Below are 25,260 nucleotides of genomic sequence, written 5' to 3'. Positions count from 1 at the left end.
TTGGACTCAAAACGCTCCGCTCACCTGCTGCACTAGCACATACACAACTCTATATCAGTCGTACTCCTAGAAACTAACTCATCCATAGCGAAGGAAGTTCGCTGTCGGCGGCAACTGAGCCAGTCAAAATGTAAAAGTGCAGGTTGGAAGTCGATTTTCCGATGATTTATGGCTTCAAAATGCAAAAGTGCATTTTGATCGGGGCAAACAGGGCCAAAAGAGCCAAATTCGATGATTTCAAATGTACTTTTACATTTTGAAGGCTGTTTCAGAGCTTTTGAGACGTTTTAAAATGTACTTTTACATTTTGTTCCTGTTAATGTGCTGCTCTCGTCATCAATCTGCGCATTGGGAGGCAGTTCTGGCTCTCTTACATAAGTCTGCACATAATATCTTGGTTACTTGGCTCATCCCCATCAGTCTGCACATAGAATCTTAGTTACTTAACCCATCCCCGTCAGTTTGCGTACAGGAGCATGGTTATTCTATTTTGAGCTTCTGGTATGAGCTTGTGAGGAGAGACGTTCGCGGCACACGAGATTATAAATAAAACCAAGAGCCCGCGATATACGCGGGCTCTCTGAATTTTGCTTTATTCGCACAGGCCAAGGTGAAGCTTGGCTCCTTGGTGGTTTGGTTCCATCGCCAGCGCTTCGTTCAATTGAACGCGCGCTTCGGCGTAGCGGCCGAGGCCGATCAGGCCGAGGCCCATCATGTAGCGGCAGTGAATTTCGTTGCGCTTGTTCAGGTCATCCTCGAATACGAGGAAGTCCGGAAGCGATACGGCGAAGTAGTCGAATTTCACATCGTCGCGGAGATGCTTTTCACCGAAATCGATCAGCTTGTTGAAGCGGCGCTTCGCTTCCTTGTGGTCGCCAAGCTGCAGCCACGCCATGCCTTGATAGAAAATCATATCCGGCGGCTGATCGTTGTAGTACATCGCACTGGCTGGCTCCTCCAGTCCTTGCGAGGCGACGCGGAAATGTCTTTCCGCCTGCTCCGGCTGCTGCAAACCGAGGTAAGCGCGTCCCAGATGGTAATGCACGTTGTTCTCCTGCGCCCCGTCCAGCTTGCCTTCACCCAGATTTTCCGGGTAGACAAGCGCTTCTTGAAGCAGCTCGGCTGCATGCGCATGGCGGCCTTCCGCGATTTCATGCTTCGCCCATTCAACGCGGCTCAGCACATGCTGACCTGTCGTTTTGCCTTCTCCGCCTTCCCAAGGATGGAACTTCCGGGCAGCCAGCTTGCCTGCTGCCTCCTCATGACGGCCAAGCGCATTGAACAGCGCTACGTACTCCAAGTACAGATCATCCCGCAGCTGCACAAGGTTCAAATGCTGCTCCAGACCGGCCAAGCGCACTTGCGGCGCGTAGCCGAGCTTTTTATAAAGCTGATCCAGCTCGTAGAAGACGCGGGCATCCTCTGGGCCGCAAGCAAAAGCCTGCTCCAGCGACTCCAATGCCGCCTTGCTGTCTCCAAGCTTATTGAAGTAAGCGAGCGCCAGGTTACGATGTACCGTCGGGAATCCGCCATTCAGCTTACGGGAAGCTTCCCATTTCGCTACAGCTTCTCCATGCCGCTTCTTGTCGTACAGCAGATTACCTAGATAATAAAGGGCACGCGCGTCTTGCGCATCAGCCTGAACTGCGCTCTCCAGCACAAGCAGTTCGAACAGGCTGTTCGGGAAGCAATAGTCCGGCTTCGCAACCTGACCCGCTTTACGAGCGGCAGCCGCTTGCTCCGGCTGTCCTGCACGCTCATACAAATACCCCAGCGTGTAGTGAACCATCGGATATACATCGTCCGCTGCCGGCGTTTGGCCAACAAGCACGTTCAGCACTTCGATTGCCTCCGCATACAAGCCGCTTTCCGCATAATCGGAAGCGAGGCTCAAATAGTTATGCGGGTCATTCCGCATGAGACGGTCAAGCTCGGCTACAACAGCATCCGCTTCCGCAGATAGCCCCTGCTCAGCCAGCGCCAGACCCAGCTCGCGAGCAGCGCCAAAGTCGGCGACATCGATACTCAGTGTCTCTTTCGCGTAGGCAACAGCTTCGGACAAGCGTCCCAGCTTGCGAAGCAGTGCCGCGCGAAGATGACGTGACTTGTAGTTGCGCGTATTGCGGATAAGCGCGCGGTCCACCAGCTCAAGCGCCTCTGCAAACGAGCCGTTCGCGCAAGCAATACGGGCCAGATTGAAGTAGCCAGCGTCCTGCCATGCAGCAGACCATACTGCTTTGTAGAATACGGCGAATGCTTCCTCCGGCCGGTCTTGCAGCTTCAGTGCAAGGCCCAGCTGGTACAACGCTTCGCTGTCATAAGGGTTCGGGTTGCGCCATGTCATAGAAGCTATCGCTTTGCGCAGATGCCCTTCCGCTTCCTTGAACAGCCCTTGGCGGAGCAGCAGCGTTCCGTAGGCAACGTTAATCCGAATATCCGACGGATCGCGTTTCAGCCCCTCCAGGTAATACGTCGCCGGCTCAAAAGTAGCATGACGGTATTGCTCCAGATGCAGACCTGCCAGATACAGCTGCTCATTCGTACGCAGCTCATGCGGCTCTGGCAGCGGCTGAGCGGCATCCGGAACTTCTTCAATGGACGGCTTAGCCGGTCTGTAGGAAATCAGCAGCTTGCCGTTTGCAGCCCGAATGGTAACGATCAGATCATGCGGCAAATCGCCTTCGTCCAGCGCAACTACCGATTTGAACGTCGATACCGGAGACAGCTCTACTGTCTCGCGGAAGTAAGAACGACGGCTTCCTTTAAGCTCAATTACTGCGCCTTCGAACACCGAAGTCGCGTAAGCGAGTACCGTTGCTTTTCCCGTTTCCTCGTCAACTTCGAGATTAACTGCTGCATCAATGGATGCGTTTTTAACGACGCCTACATCCTTATATGGCATGAAATATTGCTTGAACGTCTTCTCCTCGTAAGGCTGCAGCCATGTAAAATCCGGCTGGTTATCCGTGTACATGCCCGTCATGAGCTCGATATACGGACCGTCTTCATCCGTCAGGTTGCGGTCCCATGCCTGTCCGAATTCGCCATTTCCCCACGTCCACTGCTTCTTGCCCGGCGATACGAAATGGTTGGCTACATGAAGCAGGCCGGCTTGTACGCCATGATCGTAGCCGCCTACGAAATTGTAATCCGACTTGTAAGCCATGTACGAGGTCGGAACCGGAATATTGCGGTAGCGGGAAATATCGACGCCCTCGGAGTAGTCCATTTTATAGTAGGTGCCTGTAGCGATCGGAAAGCGGGAAACGTCCCGTTTGCCATGGTCGAATACGGCAGTAACGTCCGGCGGAAAGACCGACTGCGTATCATCGTTGACGGCTACAGCCGGGTTCGCCCACCACAGGAAGGTCTGCGGCAATGTCGTCCGGTTGTACAGCTGTGCAGAAACTTCCAGATAAGCTTTGCCTGGATACAAAGTAAATCCGGCCGTCACTTTCGTTCCGTACATCCGGTCGATTTCACTCACCCATACTGTCGCGCTGCCGTCCTCACCCTCGGTCAGCCGATACTCTACCGGCCCGTAAGTGTTAGGTCTATGGTGCTGCGGCCAGTTGAACTCGATGCCCCCGGAAATCCAAGGACCGGCAAGACCGACAAGCGCAGGCTTAATAACGCGGTTATAATAAACGAAATCATAGTCGTTGGTTTTGTCCAGCGCCCGGTAAATCCGGCCGCCGAGCTCCGGCATAATTTCGATGCGAACGTATTCATTTTCCAAAATAGCGAGCTTGTACGTTTGATCCTTTTTCTCATCCTCGATTTTGTCGACGACGGGATGCGGGTACACTTTGCCTGTGCTTCCTTGATAGACACGCTTCTCCAAAAACATCGGGTTGCGGTCCGGAGCGCCGATACCGTAAGTCGGAATCGTTACTTCCTCTTCCCAGATACGCACGGCTGAACCGGCATTTGCTTGCGTTGTAGCCATTGTCATTCCCCCTTTGCTGATTACCTTCACTTTATCGCGAAATGAGGATAGTGCCAATTGACGGAATTCGGTTTATAATGGACTATATTCTTATTTTCGAAAAACTCTTTAGTTTATAAATAAAAGCAATCATCGAAACAGATGAATGATTTTCTGAAAAGGTGCGGATAACATGGATGAGCTGAGAAAGTCTGAAGGGTTCGAGGAGGAGAAGCTGTTCGTGCTTCCCGCCTATCATATCGAGGAGCTGTCCCGCTATGAGCTGACGCGCAGCTTGTTCGTGAGCGACATCGGTTTTTTTCCGGAAGCCCAGTATCATTACCGGGAGCGGCCGGAGGGCTGTGACGCCCATATTTTCATCTATTGCCTGCGGGGGGAGGGCTGGCTTGAGCTGAACGGCCGGACAGTACCGGTGCCCGAGCATCATCTTGCCGTCATCCCTGCAGGTGTCCCACATCGTTACGGCGCATCCGCGACTCATCCTTGGAGCATCTACTGGTTCCATCTCAAAGGCGAGCATGTCGCCGACTACATCCAGCTGTACGGTCTCGACTCTGGCCCGCTGCCGCTCCCGGCAGCCCTTTACGCCGAATGGGCCGATAATTTCTCCCGCTGCTTCGAGCTGCTGACGGACAAGCCTTATTCGATGCCGGTTCAAGTGCATGTCTCGCAGTCGATGGGCCAGCTGCTTGGCCGGATTGGACTCGGTTCGGGCGGCACGGCACGCGACCGCAAGAAACGGCAGGATCTCGAGCGGGCCATTCAATACATGAGCGAGCGGCTATCTGATGTCATTACTTTGCCTGAGCTGGCCACGCATACGGGCTTGTCCAAGCAGCATTTGATCTTTATGTTCAACCAAGAGACGGGGTTCCCGCCGATTGAATATTTTTTGCGGATGAAAATGCAAAAGGCCGGTCAGCTTCTCAGCTTGACCAGCCTTACGGTGAAAGAAATCGCCGCCTCCGTTGGGGTGTCCGACCCCTACTATTTCTCCCGCTTGTTCAAAAAAAGAATGGGGGCTTCGCCAACGGAATACCGGAGCGCCCCGAAGGGCTAACCGCTGCACTAGATGCCTCCCGCATACCGCCACAGAGCATCACTTCACCTGCAGCTCCAAATACCATTCGTACCGATCGCCGGGCTCCACGACTGCAATTTCGCCCCGTTCCATGGCAACGGTCAGGTCATCCATCCTGCCCGTTGCCGGCTCAAGCGCGACATGATGATGCCCGCCATAGCCGCCGCTATTCGCCCATACGGCCAAATAGGGAACCTTATCCGGCGGAAAGCGGAACCTCACCGCTTCTCCCGTTCCGGGATCATGCAGCTCTGCCCAGCCCTCCGGCACTTTGCCTTCAAAATAATACTTTTCTGCAGAAAGGTTCGACGCTGGTTCCACAACGCTCAAATCGATTCCGTTCGCGGCAATCGGCCAGCTGCGCCGGTCACCGAACACGCCCAGCCGTTCATCGGCAGAGTAGGAAACCTCAATGGCGTTCATTCCTTCGGGAACGCGAATCTGCAAGCCCTCAGGAGCCTGGAACAACGGATGCGCCGCCCATAGGAAGGGGAGCGAGGCCTCTCCCCTGTTGGTCACCACGTAGTCGATCCGAAGGGTGTCTGGACCGGAGAATGAATATGTTTTTTCCAGTGTGTATGGAAAGTTTCGTCCCTCTACCTTGCAATGAAGAGAACCTTCGCTCTGCTCTGCTTGCCAGGGCAAAGACCATACTTCGCCATGATCCGGAACAGGGCGTCCCTGCCATGGCTCCTCCGCATACGTGCACGCATTGATGCCGGGGAACATCTCATCCCAGCCGCTCTCGTCCCCTTCACCGAACGGGGAGCCAAAGCCGTTGTTGCCGAGCGGCTTCCCGCTGCTCCACAGCCATTCCCGATTCGCAGCCAGACTGCGGAACGACACCGCCTTGCCGCCAAGGGCGGGGATGACGGTGATCGACAGGCATTCGCTGCTGCCCGTCCAAGCCTCATATCCTTGTTCCTGCACCTTGCTCCACTTGCCTGTCATCTCATTCGCCGCCTCCCTTTTACACAAATTGTTTATCCCCTACGCCCTTACGCTCTTATACCCGCTTTAACTGGATCAGAACGCTGGCATAGTCGCCTCTCCAAGAGATCGGCAAGCCGATCTGCATCAGATTCGAGCCATGGAATACACCCGTTCCTTCTGGTGCAGCCCCCAATACTTCATAGGCTGCTTCCGGATCCAGCCCTTGAAGACGAAGCATCGTCAGCGAATTGCCGAAGTGATTCGACTGCAGGAAGGCAAATGCAACGGATTCCTCGCCGTCTGCACTGACATACTGAGTAGCTGAAACATTAGAGTCGCGCAGCGATTGCAAGCGATACAGCTCGCCCTCTTGCACTACATGGCGAATCTCCTTGTACAGCTCCACGTATTTGCCCGCTTCCTCCATCTCCTCCGGCGACCACTTGCCAATGTTCGCCCCGATGCCAAGTCCGCCCATCATGGCGCTATGGAAGCGATAGGAGAGCGGCAAGCTTCTGCCGTTGAATCCATTCGGCGATTCCGTTACCCAGCACATCATGACCGACGGGCTGTAAGCATAGCTGAAGCCCTCTTGGATGCTTAGCCGGTCTCTCGCATCCGTATTGTCGCTAATCCATGCCTGATCGGCATAACGAAGGATACCCAGATCGATCCGGCCTCCGCCGCCGGCGCAAGTCTCGAATTCCACATTCGGGAAACGGCGGCGCAGCTCGGCCCAGATCTCATAAAGATGCTCGACATGACGAATCCATACCGACTTGTCCTGCCCCGGTCCGGACGTTTCGCCAGGCTCCGTTACCGTCCGGTTCATATCCCATTTAATGAAGGAGATGTCGTACGTGGACAGCAGTTCGGTCATGAAATCCAATACGAACGCTTTGACTTCAGGCTTGCCCAAGTTGAGCAAATACTGATTGCGAAGCTCCGTGCCTACGCGTGTTGGAAAATGGTACGTCCAATCCGGATGCTTGCGGTAAAGATCGCTGTCCGGATTGACAGATTCCGGCTCTACCCATAGGCCGAATTCCATGCCAAGGCCTTTCACCTCATCGATCAGCTCCGATAAGCCGTTCGGGAACTTCTCCGGGTTGACGTACCAGTCGCCAAGACCAGCCCGGTCGCTGTGCCGCTGGCCGAACCAGCCGTCATCAACAACGAATCGCTCCACACCAAGCTTTGCCGCCCGCTCAGCAAGCGCGCGCTGTCCTTGAACGGTAACATCGAACTCCGTCGCCTCCCAGGAGTTGTACAGCACTTTGCGCAGCTGTTTCGCCGGTATAATCTCGCTTCGCTCATAACGGTGCAAAATCCGGCTCATCTCGCCAAAGCCGCCATCCGTAAATCCGCCAACAAAGACAGGTGCCTCATACGATGCTCCCGGCGCAAGCAGGAACGAACCGTCAAAATCATGGATACCGCCGGCAATGCGAAGCTTGCCGAACGTCGTCCGCTCCAGCACCAGCTTCCAGTTGCCGCTCCATGCGAGCGCGCCAAACCAGACGCTGCCGGTTGTTTCCCGCGCATTGCCATCATCAATGACAAACCAAGGGTTGGCATGCGGGCCCGTAAAGCCTCTGCGGGACTCCAGCACTTTTTTCCCCTCGGTCAACAGATTGGAGCGCAATTGATATTCACCGGCCCACCGACCGGTTACATGCGTCAAGCGGTAATCCGGAAGCTCGCCGACCGACCACAACGCCGACATGACTTGCTCGACACGAACAGGCTGCTCTTCCTCGTTCGTCACCTTGACCTGACGCTCGATTACATCATGGTTCGGAATGACCGTGTAGCTTACATCCACCTTCAGCGCATAATGCTCATCGGCCAGCCGGATCGTCAGCTTGCTGTCGCCTTCCAGCTCATAGCCGGAATAGACGAGCCTTAAGTCGCGGACTCCGTCTGCGAAAGTGACCTGCAGGCCCGGCTCGGAATAACCCGCGCCGCCCCGGCCGCCATACTCCTCGGTCTCGCGGTCAACAGCCATATCGAACGAGCTATGCGCCCGTGCCCGAAGCAGGCCTGCACATTCCTCCGCCTGAACCGGCGCTCCCCAATAAATATGTTGAAGTGTACCGCTCTCATTGACTCCAAAAAGATAAGATGTATTTTTGGTACGAAGCTCGAATAGGTTGGACTTTTCCCAAAATTTAATCGTCATCGCTGTCATCCTCCTCCGTTAACCTTCCATTGCGGGTTGCTGCTATTTTTGAACGTATGCTTCACTTTATCCCGAAACGGTCACGGAGCCAATTGACTGAATTCGGATTATCATGGACTATATTCGGATTTGTTAGCCTTTGATTGCGCCTGCCGCAATACCTTTGACGATAAAACGCTGCATGAACAGGAAGAAGACGACGATTGGCACCATGCCCATTACAGCATAGGCGAAGGCCAGATTCAGATCGCTGCTGTATTGGCCGAAGAAAAAGTACTGCTGCAGCGGAATCGTCCGGAAATCCTTCCCTTGCAAATACAATAACGGAAGCAGGAAGTCATTCCAAATGTAGAGCACGTTCAGCACGACAACTGTCGCGGTAACAGGCTTGAGCAGCGGCATAATGATGCGGAAGAAGATGCCCGGCGTCGAGCAGCCGTCAATCCGGGCCGCCTCCTCAATTTCCCTTGAAATGCCGCGCACGAAGCCGGAGAAGAACAAGACGCCCATCTGAACGCCAAAGCCGCCATAGATCAGCGCGATTCCCCAATGACTGTCAACGAGGTTAAGTGACTTGCCAAGCTTATAGAGCGGAAGCATCGTCACCTGAAAAGGAACCATCATCCCCGAAAGAAACAACAGAAAGACGACGTTATAGAACGGCTTGTTCCTTCTTGCGATCGAGTAACCAGCCAGTGCCGACGCAATAATAATGAGCGCCACCGAAATCACGGTAATAATAAGGCTGTTAAAAATCGCTTTCGGATATTCCGAGGTATTCCACGCTTGAACAAAGTTCGAGAAATCGAGGCTCGATGGCCAGGCATAAAAGGAATCAAACGTTTGCTTCGCCGATTTGAACGCCATAAGTACAGCCACATAAAGCGGAAAGATAAACAGGACAGCAAGCAGAGTAACCAGGGTAAAAACCGAAATTTTAGTTATTTTCATTACAAATCCACTTCCCGTCTTCTGAAAATTCCGACTTGCGCGACGGTGACGATTACAAGCACGAGGAAGAATATCATCGACAGCGTCATGCCGTACCCCGCTTTGAAGTTATCGAACGATGTGCGGTAAATATAGGTGGACATAACCTCTGTAGCAAAGCCCGGTCCGCCTTTTGTCGTTACATAGACCAGATCAAACACTTTAAGCGCGCCCGTCATGACGAGGAGCAAGTTGATCGTTAACGAAGGCGCAAGCAGCGGGAACGTAATATGGCGGAAAACCTTCCATGTCGTCGCTCCGTCCATCTTGGCGCTCTCCAGCAATTCACCCGGAATGCCCTGCAAGCCTGCAATATAAATGATCATCGGCGAGCCGATGCCTTGCCACAGCGCGACGATAATGAGGCCCACCATCGCATAATCGGGATTGCCCAGCGGGCTCGTCATGTCGACGCCGAAATAAGCGAGCAGCTTCGGAAAACCTTGACTGTAGTTATAATTCCATACGAAGCCTGACAAGACGATGGAGATGACGCTTGGCAGGAAAAAGACCGTGCGGAATACGTTTCTGAATTTGAGGTAGGAATCAAGCAGCAAAGCAAGGAACAAGGATAATGCATTAATCAGAATCGTTAAAATGATGGCGTATTTGAACGTGTTCCATAACGCTCTCCACAAATCTTTATCCTGGAAAGCTTTCACGTAATTGTCCCAACCATTGTAAGTAATTGTACTGGATACGCCATCCCAGCTGGAAAAGGAATAGCGTGCTCCCATCGCTAAAGGTACGACAACCGCCAGAATGAACAGACAGACGGCGGGCAAAAGGAAGAAGAGGTACCAGCCTTCTCCACGGAGAATTCGCTTCGCGTTGGTCATAAGAAATTTCCTTTCTGAAGAGGAATGGCACAGGTGAAAGGTCCTCGTGCCATTCTTCTTTGCTTATTAAAGAGCGTTAATTGTGGTTTTTCGCAATCCAGTCGTCCATTTCTTGAATGACTTGATCTACAGTCGATTTTTTGAAGAACAGCTTTTGCAGCGATTGCGTGAATGGCGTACCCCAGTCAATCGTTGTTTTAGCCAGGTAGAGCTGGGAATCGTACATTTCGCCGCTGTCAAAGTAAGGCTTCAGATCGTTGACTGCCGGCGCAATGTTCGTATCGGTTCCTTTTACATAGCTGAGGGAATTGATGTTCTTAACCCACAGGTCTCCGCCTTCTTTGCTTGCAAGGAATGCCAGGAACTTCTCAGCTGCTTCTTTATTCGGCGATTTCGTGTTGATTGCGATGGAAGCGTCCGGGTTGAACTCCAGCTTGTTGAGGCTCTCATCGTTGCTGAAAGGGTACGGGAAGTAACCCATGTTGTTGTAGAGATCCGGATTTTTCTTCTGAATATCGGCAAGCGGCCATGTTCCCATGTACATCATGCCAACGTCGCCTTTGGCGAACAGGTCAACCGCACCGTTGTAATCAACGCCCAGCTGGTCCTTGTTGCCGAGCTCGAACAGCTGCTGCGCATGCTCAATCATCGTTCTTGTCGCCGGGTTGTCGGCAAATTTAACGGAGCCTGTCTCCAGCTTCTCGAAGAAATCCGGCTGATTGTATACGAGTGCCGAGTTACTAGGCATATCGCGTGACAGCCACATGCTCAGTGTCCACGGATCTTTCCAGCCCAAGGCGAACGGCGTTTTGCCCGCTTCCTTGATCTTTTTCGCCGCCTCAATCAGCGCGTCATACGTCCGTGGAATTTCGATGCCAAGCTCTGTGAAAATTTGTTTATTGTAAAAGACTGCGATCGGATTGGCGTTAATCGGCATAACGTAGTTTTTACCGTCAGTCGATTGCGACTTCAGTACAGCTTCTTCGAAGTCAGCCAGAAACGGCTTGCCTGTCAAATCCTCCAGGTAGCCGCCGTCGGAGAACAGCTTCGTCTGTGCTCCTGCATTCAGCGTAAAGACGTCTACGATGTCACCGCTCGCCAGCTTCGTTTTCAGCAGCGTGTAGTAGTCATCATACTTGACCGGCTGTACGTTGACTTTGATCAACGGATTTTCCGTCTCGAACTGCTCGACGATTTTTGCTACACCATCAGTGAAATCACTCTTGAAGTGCATGAAGGAAATGGTGACCGGCTTGCCTCCTTGATTTTCGCCGCTTGTAGGTGCGACGGTGCTTTCCGGCTTTTCATTAGATGAGCCGCATGCTGCCAGAAGCACGGTCAGGAGCGCTGATACGATGATCAGGCTTAAAGCTTTTTTCATTCTGTAACCCCTCCTCGATTTATACGGGAACAACTTGCTTGTTCTGAACTTAAGCTTACTAGCCGCCGGGAGGAACGGTAATCCATTTTATTGTGAGCCTCATGTTTATTTTTTTGAAAAAGACAGCTACAGTTGGCCGAATGCTTCGCGATATTCGGAGGGTGTCCGGCCGGTAAACTTCTTGAATACCTGGCTGAAATAGCGCTGATTCTCGTATCCGACCAGCTCCGCAATTTCATTCACCTTCCGCTCGGGCGAGCATAGCAGCTCGCAAGCCTTCTCCATCCGCTTGCGCGTCAAATACTCGATGAAATTCTCATCGGTGACCGCCTTGAACAGCTTGCTCAAATAAGCAGGGTCCATATAATGACGCGTAGCAATATCGATCAAGCCGATATCCTCGAAGTAATGCTCATCCATATATTGTGCGATTTTCCGGACGATCTGAACCGATTCAGGCATATCGCGATTTTTGCTAAAATCCTCTGCCGCCGAGGCCAGCCTATCGAGAAATGACCGCAGCTCCAACGGACTAAGTACTGCTTCCACAGCCTGCGGCTCGAATAGGGCAGGCTCTGCCGCCGCGATGCCGTTCATTTCGGACATTGCAGCTTGCCGGATCTTGAACAGCTCCCGGTGGACGCCGCGAATCGACGCTTCGGCATGCTGCCCCAGCTTCCGTACAAAATCGCTCATAATGCCCCGCATATCCTTCGCTTTACCCGAACCAAACGCCTGTCTGAGCCGTTTCAGATCGAAGGAGGCGAGCAATTCCAGCCCGGATGCCCGCTCCCCGGCTTCCGCATGACGGACAGTCAGGCCGTTTCCGGCAAAAGGGTTATGTTCATAGGCGTCAATCGCCGCGCCGTATGCTTCCGGCAGCTTCTCCAATCCGCCAAACTCGGGGCTGATGCCCACTGCCACGTCGCCGCCAAGCGTCTGGTGAACGGCCTTGTGAAAGGCCAGCAGCGTTTCCTCGGTACGCTTCTTTTGGAAGGAAGTGACCGGTAAGATGAGGCAGAGGCGGAACCGGTCATCCGATTTGTAAATCCATGCATGCTCTTCCTGCGGCAATAGCTCATACATAATATTTTCGAGACAAAACATAAACAGATCGGCATTGCCATGAAATTTAATCCGCGATATTTCCTTGAACTGGCGAATGACACAGACCGCCACCCGGTAGCCGTCCTCAGACAATGCCGGTGCAAGCCCAAGCTCCTCCGCCTGCGACTGAATATCGAATTTATTCGCAATCCGCTTGTTGGCTACATGCTGAAGAAAGTCTTCGCGCCGCAGCTTCATCATCTCCCGGGAGGACTTCCGCTCCTGCTGCCTGCTGGAATATTCGCTCACCGCTTCTATCGCCTTGGTGAGCGCCCCGCGCAGCTCTGCAACAGCGACCGGCTTCAGCACATACTCGCAAGCCTGGAAGGTCAGTGCAGCCTTCAAATATTCAAACTGCGAGTAACCGCTGATGACGATGACTCGAATCTCGCTGAAATCGCGGTACAGACTCTCCAGAAACTGCTGTCCGTTCATCACCGGCATATTCATGTCCGTAACGACGATATGCGGCTTGTTGATCTGAATAAGCTGCAGCGCCTCCTCGCCATGCTTCGCCTCTGCGATGATGTCCGTTTGAAGCCCCAGCTCATCTATCATTTTGACGATCGTTTTGCGGCTTAGCGCCTCATCGTCGACCACCATAATTTTATACATGATTCATCCCTCGTTTCTTATAGGGGATTCGAATTCGAATCGTCGTTCCTTTTCCTAATTCGCTGTCCAGCTCCAGCCCGTACGGTTCGCCGTAGACGAGCCGGATACGTTCATGTACGTTTTTCAGACCGATGGAGACGCCCGAAAACACCTCAACGGAACGTTTCTCCAGACTACGCTGTAAGGCGGAAAGCTTCTCCGGCTTGATGCCGGGGCCATTGTCCCGCAGCTCCACAATTACGGAATCTTCCTGGCGGAACGCAGCTAGCCGTATTCGAAGCTGGCCTTCACTATGCTTGTCCAGTACATGCACAACGACATTCTCGATAAGCGGCTGCATGACGAAGCGGATGATGGAGACGTCCATCAGATCGGGCTCAATTTCAAATTCAGTCGAGATCGATTCCTCAAACCGAAGCTGCTGAATGTACAGATAGTTGTTCACGTGGGCCAGCTCCTGCGTGATCGTCGATTCCATATTGCCCTCGTAAAAGCTGTAGCGGAACATATCAGCCAGCGCCCGGCACATTTCATGGATATCATATTCGCCGATGAGCACCGCCTTGCCGCCAATCGTCTGGAGCGTATTATAGAGAAAATGAGGATTGATCTGCATTTGCAGCGTTAAAATTTGCGCCTCTTTGTTGCGGAGCTGCATCTGGTACTCCGTCTCGATCAGCTCCCGGATTTTATCGGTCATGAAGTTGAAGTTTCGCATCAGCTCCGACAGATCGTCGCGATAGCGCCTCGGCTCTAAGGTGACATGGAAGTCTCCCCCACGTACGGACTTCATCGCTTTTCCAAGCAGCTGTATCGGCCTCGTAATCGACTTCTGTACCAGCATGGAGCATACAGCAACGATCAGGATAACGAAGGCCACCGCGCCGAAAATAATGAACATGGTGTTTTTCCGGTTTTGGGCAAGCTCGGTTGCCGGATAAAGCACGGTAAGTCCGATATTGGCATGATCAAGCTGAGACTGATTGACGAGCAGATCCTTGCTTTTTGAAAAATGCAGCTCTCTCGTCCGCTCGGCTGGCGGCTCATCCGGCCTTGTATACGGCTGCACCTCATTCGGATAAGCTTCGCTGGTCCGATAAAAGGTTTCGCCAAACGCATTTTGCAGCGAGATGATGTTCGGAGGACGGTTCATCGATTCGATTTTTTTCGCCAGCTCTTTATGCTGCACGAAGAAGACCATGGAACCGTATTTTTTCCGGTAAAACGGATCATAGATCGTAATGGAATAGACAAATAAATCTTGATTCAGCGCAGGTTCGCGATAGGTGTACATCAGCGTATGCTGAAACGGCAAATCGAGCATCTCCTTGAAGTGGGGAGTGCCCGGTCCGAGCACAATTGCATTGTAGCTGGCTGCCCTTGACCATGTATCCTGCAGCTCATTGTTTTGCCCGTAAATCATAATTTTGATAATGTCCGTGTTCTTATTGACGACGAGCAAATAGTAGCTGGCCAGTGATTCGCGAAGATTGATAATGTCTGCGTCGCTGTAGTCAGCGCCATGCGCCATCATATTCGTAATCCGCTTAAAGCCGTAAACCTGAAGAGCGGAGGAAGTGAAGTTGCGGAAATATTCATCCAAGTCATCGGAGAGATAGGCCGCGTTCTGGTCCGCGCTGCGCACCATCGTCTTCTCCAGCGACAGATTGCTGCTGCGGTAAAACAAAAAAGACAGCACCAGCATCGGAATAAGCGAGATGACTACGCTGCTCCAAACGATCTTCGTTCGAATGCTTCTGTTCACGAAAAGCCATTTATACATGCGTTATGTCACTTCCCCGTCGAGGTGTCACTGCTTGTCGTAGTATTTAGTTCGCGGTAACGATTGTTATGTTGTAACGTTTGCTTGGCGGTATAGATTGCTTAGCTTAAAACGCAGCGCGTTTTGCGCTCATAATTGTAACATTTCGCACGTGCCTGCCACAATTTAGTCTTTTGTCGGATTGATGTTCAATATTTTATACTGGCGGGGGTTGGGCGAGGCTAAGCATGCCCGACAAGACAGGTTATGAGGCTTGGAGTAGCTTAGCTTGGCGTCCCCGCGGCCCAGAACGAAGCAGCAGAGTTTTAACACCAGCAGTCTAGAGCGAAGCGGCTTCGCTGTTTAACGAAGCTGCTTTCGCTATTCTGGCTGTCGGGACGGGACGTTTGCGAATTAGCGAAGCAAATTTCGCTTTTCGCGAACCTAGGTTCTCCATTTGCGAAGTTTGCTTCACTCCGCCAACGTTGCAGTCCATTCAACCAACTAACTACGAAGTTTGCTTCGCTATTTTGCGAAGCAGGTTCGCTGGAGCAGCAGAGTTTTAACACCAGCAGTCTAGAGCGAAGCGGCTTCGCTGTTTAACGAAGCTGCTTTCGCTATTCTGCCTGTGGGGACGGGGCATTTGCGAATTAGCGAAGACAATTTCGCTTTTCGCGAACCTAGATTCTCCATTTGCGAAGTTTGCTTCGCTGTGCCAACGTTGCAGTCCTCTCAACCAACTAACTACGAAGTTTGCTTCGCTATTTTGCGAAGCAGGTTCGTTGGAGCAGCAGAGTTTTAACACCAGCAGTCTAGAGCGAAGCGGCTTCGCTGTTTAACGAAGATGCTTTCGCTATTTTGGCTGTCCGGACAGGGCGTTTGCGAATTAGCGAAGCGATTTTCGCTTTCCGTGAACTAAGGTTCTCCATTTGCGAAGTTTGCTTCGCTCCGCCAACGTTGCAGTCCTCTCTGTCAACTAACTACGAATTTTGCTTCGCTATTTTGCGAAGCAGGTTCGCTGGAGCAAAAGAGTTATAGTACCAATAATCTAGAGCGAAGCAGCTTCGCTGTTTAACGAAGATGCTTTCGCTATTCTGCCTGTCGAGATGGGGCGTTTGCGAATTAACGAAGACAATTTCGCTTTCCATGAACCTAGGTTCTCCATTTGCGAAGTTTGCTTCGCTGCGCCAACGTTGCAGTCCCCTCTGCCAACTAACTACGAAATTTGCTTCGCTATTTTGCGAAGCAGGTTCGTTGGAGCAAAAGAGTTATAGCACCAACAGTCTAGAGCGAAGCGACTTCGCTGTTTAACGAAGCTGCTTTCGCTATTTTGGCTGTCCGGACGGGGTGTTTGCGAATTAGCGAAGACAATTTCGCTTTCCGTGAACCTGGGTTCTCCATTTGCGAAGTTTGCTTCGCTGTGCCAACGTTGCAGTCCTCTCTGCCAACTAACTCCGAAGTTTGCTTCGCTATTTTGCGAAGCAGGTTCGCTGGAGCAGCCAGACGACCAATTTTTGTGGAGCGCGGCGAATCGGTAGTACAGTAACGGGGTTTTGGGAGTTGGAGCAGCCAGAAGAACTACTTTAGTGGAGCGTGACAAATCGGCAGTACGGTAACGGTGCCTTGGGGAGTTGGAGGTTTTGTGGTTCTGGACAGTGGTAGTCCTAGCTTCGAGAGCAGCGGATTTCGAGAGCGGAACTACGGAGGAGCATGCTCAGAGGTTCAAAGTTTCTGAAGTGCGAGGGAGCAGCTAGCCTCCCTCTTTGACCGCAACGAAGCTGGTTCGCTTTGTAACGAAGCGATTTTCGCTATTCTGGCTGTCGGAACGGGGCATTTGCGAATTAGCGAAGCAAATTTCGCTTTTCGTGAACCAAGGTTCTCCATTTGCGAAGTTTGCTTCGCTGCGCCAACGTTGCAGTCCCTTCTGCCAACTAACTACGAAGTTTGCTTCGCTATTTTGCGAAGCAGGTTCGTTGGAGCAGCCAGACGACCAATTTTAGTGGAGCGCGGCGAATCGGTAGTACGGTAACGAGGTTTTGGGGGGTTGGAGCAGCCAGAAGAACTATTTTACTCAATACTCCAGCAGACGTCCGTTATCATGCCATTGACCGTACAGCTTGTTTTCTTTTGTGTTGGCGATAAATTTGTCTAGTCTGCTCTGAAACAGCTCCGGCTGATCTTTTATGCTTTGTATGTTGTCGATCCGTACTTTTCTATACAGTGCCGGCATAGCTAAGAAATTAGCATACACCTCCCTATCCTCTTTCAGCCTTTGCTCTATATCGCGATCTATTTCAAAAGAGACCATATCAGGAAGCACTTTTCTGCCTTCATCGCTCATTAAGCCCAGCTTTTCAAGGCGGCGGACGCGCTCTTTGTTCAATTCGGTCCAAGAACTCTTTTTACTTCTAGGTGACAGCCGTTGCGCCGTTCCCGCTCCGGCAAATGACTTTTTGATACCATCGATCCAGCCAAAGCATAAACACTCTTCAACTACATCCAAATAGAGCAGCGTATCCGGCTTGGGCGTCATACTCACTATGACCCAACAGAATTTGTCCGTCTTGCTATGTTCCCTAAGCCAGCCCCTCAAATCTTCTCTCGAAGTAATGGGAAGCAAATTTTCAATTTCCATAAAAATGTTCAATCTCCTTTCGAATGGGGAGAGTAATCGTGACCATAATACCGTAAAAATGGATGAGCGTTCAACTATGAGTACACAGCTCAACTGACCATCTTACTGCAACTGCTGCTATTATTATAAAAAAAGAAGTATGACAGCACGCTGTCATACTTCCTTCATACCTCTTCAAAAAAACTTCAAGCACCCGCAGCTAACCCGATAGCTTTACCTCAAATTGCGCTGCTTCAACCCATGCGCCGCGCTCAAAGTCACGCCCTCTGACGAGCACCCTGTCCGCATACACTTCAATATAGTAGCCTTGGCTGCCGTCCTTATGCTCATCTTCATCCGTCCACAGATAGGCAACCGATGCTGCGTTGAACATCGCCGGCATGTCAACTTCCAATTGATGAGCCGTATGATGGGCTTCCAGCTCCCAATGCGTATGCCCGGTGAACAGCATCGCCTGAGGATGCTTGTTCAGAACGGCTTGCAGCTCCTCGTCTTCGGTTACGCCAAACCACTTCTGCTCCTCGAACGAACCGGCGACGGTATCTTTTAAAGGCTGATGCAAAAATACGAACACCGGACGATCTGGCGATGCATCTTCGCCCAGCTTCTCATCGAGCCAAGCCAGCTGCTCCTCAGAAAGCGTGCAGAACAGCTCCAATCCCTGCTCCGTCCCGAGAAAAATAAAATGATAGCCTTCGATCCAATGGTCATGATAAGAGCCTGCCGTCCGGGTCGCCTCATTGAAATTAGAAATCCGGCTTCGCCATTCGCCCAAAGCTACATCATGATTGCCCATCGTAAAATGAATCTCCGGTACTGATTCCCCGCGTTCCCGAAGCAGTCGGCGCAGTTCCTCATACTCCTGAGGAAATCCGTGATCTGTCACGTCTCCGGCATGCATAATGCCGACGCTATCTGATGCATTTACCCGAATATCTTCAAGCGCTCTGGCAAAATTGCGGTTATGCGTATGCTCCGGGTCAACCGTAATATGGGTATCGGTTATGACCTGAAAGGAGAGAAGCGGCAGCTGCTTGCATTCGATTGCATTCTCCACGGTTGACAACCTCCTCTAATTGATTCCGTTCCAGGTTAATGACCTTTGGTGCTTGCATTCAAACCCACTACACCAACAACGATAACAACGATCCAGCAAACCGAAGCTATCGACAGCTTTTCTTGAAACACAAAGTACCCGATTAACGAGATGAGTACGATTCCGACCCCGGACCATGTGGCATAAACGGTGCTTACCCCCATGTAGCCGAGCGTATAGTTAAGCGATGTGAAGCTAGCGCCATAGAAAATGAACATCATAATGGATGGAAGCAGCCGGGTAAAGCTCTCCGACCACTTCATCGACATCGTGCCCAGCACCTCCAGCAGTATAGCCATGCTTAGAAATAGCCAGCCGATGCCACTGCCTTCCTTCATTGCGAATCGCCTCGAATCGCAAGCTCCCGATAGGAAGTAATCGTCCAGTCGGCGTCTGGCAGCAAATCCGCAGCCGATTCAGCAGTGCTCGCAGCAATCCCGATTGCTGCAACGGCCCCTGCTGCTTTCGCCATCCGCATATCCCCGTTCGTATCGCCGATTACGACAACCTGCGAACAGGAAAGTCCCAACTCACGGCAAGCAAGCTCCGCCATATCAGGGAACGGCTTGCCCCGTCCCACTACGTCATTGCCGACGCAAGCTGTGAAATATTCACGGATGCCCAGCCATTCCAAGTGACGAATCGCAGGCTCCGTGTCATCGGCTGTTACCACTGCAAGTTTCAATCCGTTATTGCGGCATTGCTCCAGAAACGGCAGCAGGTCTGGCAGCAGCCGAGCTTGCCGGGCTTCTTCCAACGCCCGGTCCGCATAGCTTTTGCTCGCATAAGCCATTTCCTTCGACTCCGCCCAAGACAAGCCCGCTTGATAGCCTTGCCAAGCCAGAATCGCAATCTGTTCTTCAATCGTCCCCATAGCCAGCGGTCCGTTCCGGTCATAGTCCGTTATTGTGCCAGTCTCGCCGCCAAACGTTCCCAGCAGCGAATCCTTGGCGGGTAAAGGCGACAGCCCCTTCTCCTCCAACAGGCTGGAGAACCGGGCGAGCAGACGCTCGCCCCAATATCCCCACGTATGGATAAAATCCATCAGCGTACCGTCCTTGTCGAATAAAATGCCTTCGATTTGGCAGCTTGCACCCGCTATCGTCAATTCAGCCATTCGCAAACCCTCCTGCTTACTTCAATTTGTCAAGTTCTCGTTGTGCTTTTTCCTTTGCTTCTTTAAGTGCTTCCGCAGCCGGCACGTTGCTGATTTGGACTTTGTCTGCGGCAACTTTCAGTGCGTCATTAATTTTGCCGCCAGTTGGATCTTGGAACGGCTTCGATGCATGTGCTGCTTGCTTGAGCGGTACCATGCTTTGCGGATTTTCTTGTGTAAAGGCTGCAAATTTCGGGTCATCCTGTGCAGACTGGCGAACTGCGATGTAGCCAGTATTCATGGACCAGAACGCCGTATTTTCCGCATTCATGAAATAAGTGAACCACTTAAACGCTGCTTGCTGCTGCTCTGGGCTTGCACCTGCCGGAATGCCCGCCATAATCGCGTTTGCAACTGGTTTACCCGGACCTTTTCCTTCCCAGCCTGGTTGTTCCATTGCGCCCAAAATGCTGAAATCCAAATCGCCTTGGTCACCGCTGGAGCCTGTGTAGCCTGCTGCTTGGCCCTTCATGACATCATCAATCGTTTTGTACCAATATTCCCAGCCTTGACCGCCCGAATGGATACGCATGATTTTGTCTTCATGAATCCATTTGCGGAATTGATCCCATGTCTCCACCCATTCCGGGGAATCGATCGTAACGGTTTTGCCGTCTTCGCTAAGGACAGAACCGCCCTTGCCGAATACCGCGTCCATCATGTTTTCCATGCCCCACATTGGCTCCCAGCCATAGAACGAAGTTTGAGCGCCGTTCTTAACTGTCATTTCTTTTGCCGCATTCGCCAGTGCTTCCCAAGTGGTCAGGTCTTCTGGCTTCACGTTGATTTTCTCCAAGGCGTCTTTCCGGTAGTACATCACTTGCGTCGTACCGTACATCGGCAGGAAATATTGTTTGCCGTCTACTTTGCCTTGCTCCAGAAACGTCGGAATAACGTCCGCTGCATTGAAGTCCGCTTGTCCAGCAATTAAATCATCCAATGATGCATAATAACCTTTGCGTGCCCAATCTACGTTCGAGGAAAGTACTGCTGCCGGTACTTTGCCGCCAGCAATCGCTGCTTGCAGTTTTTTCTCTGTCTCGGAGTAATCAGCTTGTACAACAGGCTTGACGATTACTTCGCTCTGCGAAGCGTTGAAATTGTTAATCAGTGTTTGCATGTTCTCACCCAGCTTGCCGCCAAGCCCGTACCAGAACTCGATCGTTACCGGCTGCGCAGCGGCAGGCGATTGTGTGGCTTCACCGTTTGCCGGCGCATTGCCCCCATTGCTTCCGTTCGTACCTGTGCCTGTACCTGTCGTCGAACCGCAAGCGGCCACGAACAGCATTGATAATACACCAAACCCCGTCAACATTTTTTTCCAGTGCAACATTTGTTGTTTCCCTCCATTTATCGATTCTACATCGTAAAGCGTTATCCTTTACTTGCGCCTGCCTGCAGATTGACACTGCTGATAATGGTCTTTTGTGTAAGCAGAAACAGTGCAAGCAGCGGCGCAACCGTAAAGGCGCTGGCTGCCATAATCAAAGGCCATTTCAGTCCGTAAGCACCCCCTTCCACAAAGAAGCTCCGCAGTCCAGCCGATATTAATTGCATGCTCGGATCTTTCGTAATAAGCATCGGCCAGAAATAATTGTTGTACTGGTCGATGAAGGTAATCAGAGCCAATACGGCAAAAGAAGGACGCGTGAGCGGAATGAGAATGGTCCATAAAATCCGGAAATGCGACGCTCCGTCGATCATCCCGGCCTCTACCATGTCATGCGACACTTGCAGGAAAGCCTGCCGGATCAAAAAGATCGAAAACACGCTAACGCAGTTGGATAAAATAAGCCCGCCGTACGTATTGAGCAAATTGAGCTGACCTAGAATGATATAGCTCGGCAAATAGACGGCTGTCGCTGGTACCATGTACCCAACTAGCACGGCGGCTGTGAAGACGCCTTTTAACCGGAATTTCATATGAGAGAGAGCATAGGCCATCATCCCCGAGTTGATCACTTGCAAAATAACAATAACGCCGGCTACAAAAATACTATTGCCGATATAACGTGCGAATGGAGCGGCATGCCATGCGTCCGCGAAATTGCTCCATAATGGCGCATGCGGCCATAGCGTTGGCGGGAACTGCCAAATTTCATCGTTCGTTTTCAAAGCATTCGTAACCATCCAATAAAACGGGAATGCGATAATAAGAGCTGCAGCCGCCAGCAGTAAATGACGGACTACGGTCCGAACCCCTTTTAACCCTTGCATGATCCTTGTCCTCCTTCTCCCTTAGTTGTAATGTACATTGCGGCGTCCGACTACGAACGAGAACAACGATAGCACGACGCAGCCGACAATAAGCGTAATGGCAACGGAAGAAGCTTCCCCGATCTGGAAGGAATCGAATGCCGATTGATAGTAGAGATAAAGCAGCGTACGCGTCGATCCTGCAGGTCCGCCTTGCGTCAGCACGTTGATCTGGTCGTAGGCCTGAAGCGCCTGAATGGTCTGTACGACGATCAGGAAGAACGTTGTCGGCGAAATAAGCGGCAAGGTTACATTCGTAAATTTGCGCCAACCGCTTGCACCATCCAGTTCAGCAGCCTCCAGCAACTCCGGCGGAACGTTCTTGATCGCCACCAGATAAAAAATCATACACCAGCCGGCTGACTTCCATACCGTAACGAGCAGGACGCCGATTAAAGCCCAATTGGGGTCCTCCAGCCAGCGGATACCGTCAATACCGATGAAGCGAAGCAGGTTGTTGGCGAGACCGACATCCGGCTCATAAATCCAAGACCAGACGATGGAGACGGCAACTGTTGGCGTTACCCAAGGCGAGAACATTAGAGTCCGGTACAGCGCGCCTCCCTTGAATTTACTGCTAAGCAGCATTGCAAGAGCTAGTCCAACAATGACGACAGGCAGTACGCTGCCCAGACAGAACAGTATCGAAATTCTCAGCGATTCGTAAAAGGCAGGGTTGCTGAACAAGTTTTGATAATTTTCCAACCCGACGAATACTTTGACAGGATTCATGAAATCCCATTCCATAAAGCTGAGATAGATAACGTAGACAAGCGGTGCAAACCAGAAAACAGTCAATGGAACCATCGCAGGTAATGTGAAAAGCAAAGCTTTGAATTCTTGGGCAATCGCAGATCGTTTCATTGTTCCTCCCTCTTCAATAAGCGCTTAAATAGCATTTTTCTAATGTTCAATATTAATTGAATTTTTGCTATAATGATTAAGAATAAGATCATTCCTTTCCTCTGTTCAATAAATATTGTACGTTCGAATCGTTATCGTATGGTTAACGCAACATCAATTTTAAGTGGATATTATGTAAATTTTCGATCCCAGTCGGAGGCTATATTGTGAAGAAAGAGAACTCTGGAAAGATGAAGGAGCCGGAAACGGTCGGAGAGGAACTGCGGGTCAAGGTCATTGATGCGATCGCGCAGACGATGGATTTATACGGAGCAAACTATTCATTCGGACAGCTTTACGGCATTATGTTTTTTGAAGACCGGCCAATGACGCTCGAAGAAATGCAGACGAGCATGAATATGAGCAAGAGCAATATGAGCTACGCTGTACGTTCGCTGATCGATTCGAAGATGGTCTCCAAGCTGAACGAGAAGCAGGATCGCAAAGAGCTTTATGCAGCGGAAACGGACTTTTTCAAAGCGTTCCAAGCGTTTTTCGTCACGAAGCTGCGACGAGAAATTGATGTGATGCGAGGCGCGATTGTCGAGGTCATTCCTCCATTATCGGAGATGATTCTCGATGCCGGAACCTCCGAAGAAGAGAGGGAGCAAGGTTTGAAGGATCTTCACAAGCTGAGGCATGCCGAAAGCTATTACAATTGGCTTCATAAATTTGTCGATGATCTGGAGAACGGTGTTTATTTCAATTGGGAGCCCGGAGACATGAGTACAGGGATTGCTAGTAACAACGGTTCGAAATCCGGGCAAGAAGCTTAAACAGGCTTATTAACCTGTACAAACGACCGCTCCGGGGAAGCTGGTCCGCCATATATATAGAGGAAAAGCATTCGGCGACGCTTCGCCATTGCCAATCTAGAAGTATAGGGAAGGATGCTGCTCCTTTATGTGGTGCTGTGTCGGTAAGGTCATTATTGTCAAAAATCAAGGCGTGATTAATTTTGGCAGAGCGGTACAAGTGGAATCCGATACGGTGGAAAACAGCGTAGAAGTTCCTGCTGATGAAGCCGCTCCAGCAACTCCAGCCGATCCGGCAAAGGCTCCCTCCAAGAAGCCTGCCAAAGCTAAAGCGTTCCGTAAGCAAAAGTTAAAAAAACGATAGCCTGATTTACAAATGAAAGAGGCAGTATCCGAGTCCATGACTTGGATACTGCCTCTTTCATTATTTTTACCAAGGAATGTCGCCGATATCTTGCAAAATCGCATCGATCGACTTCAATTCATCTTGCGTGAATGGCGCTTGGCCAACCGCTTGCACGTTCTCCTCAATCTGGCTCACACGGCTTGCTCCGATCAGCACCGATGTTACGCCCCCATCCCGCAGCGCCCAAGAAAGCGCCATTTGCGCGAGGCTTTGGCCCCGGCCTTTGGCAAACGCCTCAAGCTGGCGAAATTTCTCCACCCGCTCCGGCGCAATCGCCTCTGGCTTCACTGTCAGAACGCCGGATTTCATCTCCGCTTCCAGCTTATCGATATATTTGCCCGTCAGTTGTCCCCGTCCCAGCGGACAAAAGGCGATGGAACCGACGCCTTGCTCCTCCAGCACATCCTGCAAGCCGTCTTCGATCCAGCGGTTCAGCATCGAATAATTCGGCTGATGGACAAGCAGCGGCGTTCCCATCTCACGCAATATTTCGGCCGCTTTTCGCGTATCCTCTGGACCGTAATTCGACAGACCGACATAGAGCGCTTTGCCTTGACGAACGGCTTGAGCCAGTGCGCTCATCGACTCCTCAATTGGTGTGTCCGGATCTGGTCGATGGTGATAAAAGATATCGACATAATCGAGTCCCATCCGCTGAAGACTCTGATCCAGACTTGCCAGCAGGTTTTTGCGGGAGCCCCACTCGCCGTAAGGGCCTGGCCACATGTAATAACCGGCTTTGGTCGAAATGAGCAGCTCATCACGGTAAGGCTTCAAGTCCTTGCTGTATACTTGTCCGAAGGTTTCCTCTGCTGACCCGGCTGGAGGGCCATAGTTATTCGCCAAATCGAAATGGGTGACGCCTAGGTCGAACGATTTGCGTATCATTGCGCGCGAGTCCTCCAGCGGTTTGTTCCCGCCAAAGTTCTGCCAGAGACCGAGCGCAATTGCAGGCAATTTCAGCCCGCTTCTGCCGCTGCGTCTATATTCCATTTGTGTATACCGTTGCTCATCTGCTTGATAAGGCATGATGCATTCCTTCTTTCCCTCTAGTTGAGACTGAATAAAACATTGAATAAAGCAGCATTGCTTATGGTATGTTATAATTTATAACCAGAAGCTTAATGTCTCCCTAATTATATGCGACTCTATCAAGTCTATTAAATGTCGGCATGTAATGATTACATGTCATTATGTTATATTTTTACCCGTTA

19 protein-coding genes are annotated in these 25,260 nt (G+C 51.4%); 3 read left to right on the top strand and 16 right to left on the bottom strand.

The annotated features are described in order from the left end of the window. Positions 1-592: 592 nt before the first annotated feature. Entirely contained in the window at positions 593-3,955 is a 3,363-nt protein-coding gene (locus ACFVVF_RS13895; RefSeq protein ID WP_387810224.1) for a DUF5107 domain-containing protein, read from the bottom strand. Positions 3,956-4,121: 166 nt separating this feature from the next. Between ACFVVF_RS13895 and ACFVVF_RS13890 the strand changes: the two genes are divergently transcribed. After that, entirely contained in the window at positions 4,122-5,009 is an 888-nt protein-coding gene (locus ACFVVF_RS13890; protein ID WP_387810221.1) for an AraC family transcriptional regulator, read from the top strand. 39 nt (positions 5,010-5,048) lie between these two features. Here the strand turns inward: ACFVVF_RS13890 and ACFVVF_RS13885 are convergent, their stop codons facing one another. The 14 genes from ACFVVF_RS13885 to ACFVVF_RS13820 form a co-directional block, all read right to left on the bottom strand. Next, a complete protein-coding gene (locus tag ACFVVF_RS13885) occupies positions 5,049-5,981 on the bottom strand; it encodes an aldose epimerase family protein (protein ID WP_387810219.1) in 933 nt (310 codons plus the stop codon). A 55-nt stretch (positions 5,982-6,036) separates the two neighbouring features. After that, entirely contained in the window at positions 6,037-8,145 is a 2,109-nt protein-coding gene (locus ACFVVF_RS13880; RefSeq protein WP_387810217.1) for an alpha-galactosidase, read from the bottom strand. 132 nt (positions 8,146-8,277) lie between these two features. Continuing rightward, positions 8,278-9,096 (bottom strand): carbohydrate ABC transporter permease, encoded by an 819-nt coding sequence (locus ACFVVF_RS13875; RefSeq protein WP_387810215.1) that lies wholly within the window; start codon positions 9,094-9,096, stop codon positions 8,278-8,280. Then, positions 9,096-9,974, bottom strand: a complete 879-nt coding sequence (locus ACFVVF_RS13870; protein ID WP_387810212.1) for a carbohydrate ABC transporter permease — start codon at positions 9,972-9,974, stop codon at positions 9,096-9,098. Before ACFVVF_RS13870 ends, ACFVVF_RS13875 begins: the two co-directional genes overlap by 1 nt. A 76-nt stretch (positions 9,975-10,050) precedes the next feature. Then, complete coding sequence (locus ACFVVF_RS13865) at positions 10,051-11,355, bottom strand: ABC transporter substrate-binding protein (protein WP_387810210.1); 1,305 nt, start codon at positions 11,353-11,355, stop codon at positions 10,051-10,053. A gap of 126 nt (positions 11,356-11,481) precedes the next feature. Further along, positions 11,482-13,077, bottom strand: coding sequence for a response regulator (locus tag ACFVVF_RS13860; protein WP_387810208.1), 1,596 nt, complete (start codon positions 13,075-13,077; stop codon positions 11,482-11,484). After that, complete coding sequence (locus tag ACFVVF_RS13855; protein WP_387810205.1) at positions 13,070-14,842, bottom strand: sensor histidine kinase; 1,773 nt, start codon at positions 14,840-14,842, stop codon at positions 13,070-13,072. Before ACFVVF_RS13855 ends, ACFVVF_RS13860 begins: the two co-directional genes overlap by 8 nt. A gap of 2,068 nt (positions 14,843-16,910) precedes the next feature. Next, positions 16,911-17,474, bottom strand: coding sequence for a YdeI/OmpD-associated family protein (locus ACFVVF_RS13850; RefSeq protein ID WP_387810202.1), 564 nt, complete (start codon positions 17,472-17,474; stop codon positions 16,911-16,913). 199 nt (positions 17,475-17,673) lie between these two features. Next, positions 17,674-18,531, bottom strand: a complete 858-nt coding sequence (locus ACFVVF_RS13845; RefSeq protein ID WP_387810199.1) for a metallophosphoesterase family protein — start codon at positions 18,529-18,531, stop codon at positions 17,674-17,676. A 35-nt stretch (positions 18,532-18,566) separates the two neighbouring features. Beyond that, on the bottom strand, positions 18,567-18,908 hold the full coding sequence (locus tag ACFVVF_RS13840) for a DMT family transporter (protein ID WP_387810196.1): 342 nt from the start codon (positions 18,906-18,908) through the stop codon (positions 18,567-18,569). Next, positions 18,905-19,687, bottom strand: a complete 783-nt coding sequence (locus tag ACFVVF_RS13835) for an HAD family hydrolase (protein ID WP_387810193.1) — start codon at positions 19,685-19,687, stop codon at positions 18,905-18,907. Before ACFVVF_RS13835 ends, ACFVVF_RS13840 begins: the two co-directional genes overlap by 4 nt. Before the next feature lie 16 nt (positions 19,688-19,703). After that, positions 19,704-21,059: an ABC transporter substrate-binding protein gene (locus ACFVVF_RS13830; protein ID WP_387810190.1), complete on the bottom strand. Its 1,356-nt coding sequence runs from the start codon at positions 21,057-21,059 to the stop codon at positions 19,704-19,706. 41 nt (positions 21,060-21,100) lie between these two features. Beyond that, positions 21,101-21,943 carry a carbohydrate ABC transporter permease gene (locus ACFVVF_RS13825; RefSeq protein ID WP_387810187.1) on the bottom strand — a complete coding sequence of 281 codons (843 nt, stop codon included), beginning with the start codon at positions 21,941-21,943 and terminating at the stop codon, positions 21,101-21,103. Positions 21,944-21,964: 21 nt separating this feature from the next. Then, complete coding sequence (locus tag ACFVVF_RS13820; RefSeq protein ID WP_387810184.1) at positions 21,965-22,846, bottom strand: carbohydrate ABC transporter permease; 882 nt, start codon at positions 22,844-22,846, stop codon at positions 21,965-21,967. A gap of 230 nt (positions 22,847-23,076) precedes the next feature. On the opposite strand from ACFVVF_RS13820, the gene ACFVVF_RS13815 reads away from it, so the two are divergent. Both ACFVVF_RS13815 and ACFVVF_RS13810 read left to right on the top strand, forming a co-directional pair. After that, positions 23,077-23,661 (top strand): GbsR/MarR family transcriptional regulator, encoded by a 585-nt coding sequence (locus ACFVVF_RS13815; protein ID WP_387811466.1) that lies wholly within the window; start codon positions 23,077-23,079, stop codon positions 23,659-23,661. A gap of 127 nt (positions 23,662-23,788) precedes the next feature. After that, positions 23,789-24,004: a hypothetical protein gene (locus ACFVVF_RS13810; RefSeq protein WP_387810181.1), complete on the top strand. Its 216-nt coding sequence runs from the start codon at positions 23,789-23,791 to the stop codon at positions 24,002-24,004. Positions 24,005-24,070: 66 nt separating this feature from the next. On the opposite strand, the gene ACFVVF_RS13805 is transcribed toward ACFVVF_RS13810, so the two are convergent. After that, entirely contained in the window at positions 24,071-25,075 is a 1,005-nt protein-coding gene (locus ACFVVF_RS13805) for an aldo/keto reductase (protein ID WP_387810178.1), read from the bottom strand. Between the last annotated feature and the right edge of the window lie 185 nt (positions 25,076-25,260).

It is taken from the genome of Paenibacillus sp. NPDC058174, assembly GCF_042883865.1.
Classification (GTDB): domain Bacteria; phylum Bacillota; class Bacilli; order Paenibacillales; family Paenibacillaceae; genus Pristimantibacillus.
This window is presented reverse-complemented; position numbering and strand designations above follow the sequence as displayed.

Coding starts and splice junctions, on each gene's coding strand:
- ACFVVF_RS13835 (WP_387810193.1), bottom strand. CDS start 19,687: ATGGCTGAATTGACGATAGCGGGTGCAAGCTGCCAAATCGAAGGCATT.
- ACFVVF_RS13825 (WP_387810187.1), bottom strand. CDS start 21,943: ATGCAAGGGTTAAAAGGGGTTCGGACCGTAGTCCGTCATTTACTGCTG.
- ACFVVF_RS13860 (WP_387810208.1), bottom strand. CDS start 13,077: ATGTATAAAATTATGGTGGTCGACGATGAGGCGCTAAGCCGCAAAACG.
- ACFVVF_RS13890 (WP_387810221.1), top strand. CDS start 4,122: ATGGATGAGCTGAGAAAGTCTGAAGGGTTCGAGGAGGAGAAGCTGTTC.
- ACFVVF_RS13840 (WP_387810196.1), bottom strand. CDS start 18,908: ATGAAGGAAGGCAGTGGCATCGGCTGGCTATTTCTAAGCATGGCTATA.
- ACFVVF_RS13865 (WP_387810210.1), bottom strand. CDS start 11,355: ATGAAAAAAGCTTTAAGCCTGATCATCGTATCAGCGCTCCTGACCGTG.
- ACFVVF_RS13875 (WP_387810215.1), bottom strand. CDS start 9,096: ATGAAAATAACTAAAATTTCGGTTTTTACCCTGGTTACTCTGCTTGCT.
- ACFVVF_RS13830 (WP_387810190.1), bottom strand. CDS start 21,059: ATGTTGCACTGGAAAAAAATGTTGACGGGGTTTGGTGTATTATCAATG.
- ACFVVF_RS13850 (WP_387810202.1), bottom strand. CDS start 17,474: ATGGAAATTGAAAATTTGCTTCCCATTACTTCGAGAGAAGATTTGAGG.
- ACFVVF_RS13820 (WP_387810184.1), bottom strand. CDS start 22,846: ATGAAACGATCTGCGATTGCCCAAGAATTCAAAGCTTTGCTTTTCACA.
- ACFVVF_RS13870 (WP_387810212.1), bottom strand. CDS start 9,974: ATGACCAACGCGAAGCGAATTCTCCGTGGAGAAGGCTGGTACCTCTTC.
- ACFVVF_RS13895 (WP_387810224.1), bottom strand. CDS start 3,955: ATGACAATGGCTACAACGCAAGCAAATGCCGGTTCAGCCGTGCGTATC.
- ACFVVF_RS13885 (WP_387810219.1), bottom strand. CDS start 5,981: ATGACAGGCAAGTGGAGCAAGGTGCAGGAACAAGGATATGAGGCTTGG.
- ACFVVF_RS13805 (WP_387810178.1), bottom strand. CDS start 25,075: ATGCCTTATCAAGCAGATGAGCAACGGTATACACAAATGGAATATAGA.
- ACFVVF_RS13815 (WP_387811466.1), top strand. CDS start 23,077: ATGAAGGAGCCGGAAACGGTCGGAGAGGAACTGCGGGTCAAGGTCATT.
- ACFVVF_RS13880 (WP_387810217.1), bottom strand. CDS start 8,145: ATGACGATTAAATTTTGGGAAAAGTCCAACCTATTCGAGCTTCGTACC.
- ACFVVF_RS13810 (WP_387810181.1), top strand. CDS start 23,789: ATGTGGTGCTGTGTCGGTAAGGTCATTATTGTCAAAAATCAAGGCGTG.